This is a genomic window from Haemophilus parahaemolyticus, from assembly GCF_018373095.1.
Classification (GTDB): domain Bacteria; phylum Pseudomonadota; class Gammaproteobacteria; order Enterobacterales; family Pasteurellaceae; genus Haemophilus_A; species Haemophilus_A parahaemolyticus_A.
The window spans coordinates 1-1,817 of the sequence record NZ_JAHAHT010000163.1 but is presented as its reverse complement, the minus strand read 5'-3'; the positions used below and the strand labels follow the sequence as shown (position 1 = coordinate 1,817).

The window sequence follows — 1,817 nt, the reverse complement described above, 5'->3', positions numbered from 1 at the left end:
CCCGATGAGATAATCGCCACACACGACCTGAGCGACCGCAAGGATATCATCCTGCAACAATCGGATGTATTGGTGGCACACAAGAAATGGTGGAAAAATACGGTGCGGATACAGTTCGTTTGTTTATGATGTTTGCATCGCCTGCGGAAATGACCCTTGAATGGCAAGAGTCTGGCGTGGAAGGGGCAAAACGCTTCTTAGGCCGTATGTGGAATTTGGTATATCAATATCAACAAAATCCAGCAAAAACTAGCCTAGATTTGAGCGCACTTTCTGCAGATCAAAAAGCCCTTCGCCGTGAAGTACACAAAACCATCGCGAAAGTGAGCGATGATATTGGTCGCCGCCAAACCTTCAACACCGCGATTGCAGCCATTATGGAGTTGATGAACAAACTCACCAAAGCACCACTTGAAAGTGAACAAGATCGCGCAGTAATGGCAGAAGCATTAAGCGCCGTAGTGCGTATGCTTTACCCAATCACACCACACATCTGTTTTGAGTTGTGGAAAGCCTTGGGCAACGAAAGCAACATCGACACCGCAGAATGGGTGAAAGCCGATAAAACAGCAATGGTAGAAGATGAAAAACTTATTGTGGTACAAGTAAATGGTAAAGTACGTGGTAAAGTCACTGTGGCAGCAGATGCGGATGAAGAAACCGTAAAAACTATCGCTTTTGCTGATGAAAACGTGAAGAAATTTACTGACGGCCAACAAATCGTCAAAGTGATTTATGTGGCAGGTAAATTGTTGAATGTGGTAGTGAAATCATAATCTGTAGTTTGTAGGGTGTGTGGGTTGAGAACCCACGCACCATTTTTACACACGCTTGAAATGTTTACATTTCACAGACACCCTATAATAAAGATAATTTTTATGATTAAATCAATCAAAACATTACTGCTTGTGGCAACAGTAGCAACACTTTCAGCTTGTGGCTGGCATTTCAAAAACAACGAGGTTATACCCCAAGAACTTCGCACATTGGCGTTTGAAAGTGCTGATGAGCATAGCGATATTTCACGCACACTTCGCCAACAACTTCAATTAAATGATGTTACTTTGGTAAAAGGACAAGAGAATATTGCTAAATTACGTTTAGTAAATGCTTCAACTAGCAGCAAAGTGGTTTCGGTCTTTAAACAAGCACGTGAAGCCGAAAAATTATTAAGCTTAACCGTTCAAGCGATTATTGATGTGCCAAATAAAGGTGCTTATCCTTTAGAAGTTTCTGTGCATCGTACCTTCTTTGATGATTCTCGTGCGGCATTGGCAAAATCTGCTGAACAAGAGATGATTATGCGAGATATGTATCAACAAGCTTCTCGCCAATTGATTATCAAAATGGCGGGGCTGCATAAAGAGCTTAATCAACAAAAATAAAAGTAGGGTGGGCTTTGCCCACCATTTTATTATCTGGTGGGTTGAAAGCCTACCCTACAGAAAGATAGACTAGATTTAACGCTTATGCTAAAACTTTTCCCAGAAGCACTTTCTCAGCAACTCTCTAAAAACCTCTCTCCGTTCTATCTGCTTACAGGTAGCGATTTACTCCTGCTTAATGAAAGTAAAGATCTGATTATTCACACCGCTCGCACACAAGGTTTTGATGAAAAGACCGATATTACCGTGGGAAATGACACCAAATGGGATGAAACTTTTGAAATGGCACAATCAATGGGGCTGTTTTTTAATCGTCAAATCATCATCCTCAACTTACCTGAAAATCTGACCGCTGCAATTGCCAAACACCTAGAAACCCTTAGCCAGCTTGCTCATAGTGATTTATTGCTGATTTTCAGCTTACCTAAATTT

At 41.4% G+C, this 1,817-nt stretch carries 1 protein-coding gene and 2 pseudogenes; all 3 read left to right on the top strand.

What is annotated here, in order from left to right; genetic code table 11:
* Positions 1-80: 80 nt before the first annotated feature.
* Positions 81-776 (top strand): annotated as a pseudogene (locus KH943_RS10030) (class I tRNA ligase family protein); the annotation flags it as partial.
* Between the two features lie 102 nt (positions 777-878).
* A complete protein-coding gene (locus KH943_RS10025) occupies positions 879-1,385 on the top strand; it encodes an LPS-assembly lipoprotein LptE (protein WP_304110436.1) in 507 nt (168 codons plus the stop codon).
* An 84-nt stretch (positions 1,386-1,469) separates the two neighbouring features.
* Positions 1,470-1,817, top strand: a pseudogene (locus KH943_RS10020) (DNA polymerase III subunit delta); the annotation flags it as partial.

Bases quoted from the DNA above. Each gene is read 5' to 3' on its own strand.
- KH943_RS10025 (WP_304110436.1), top strand. From the start codon at position 879: ATGATTAAATCAATCAAAACATTACTGCTTGTGGCAACAGTAGCAACA.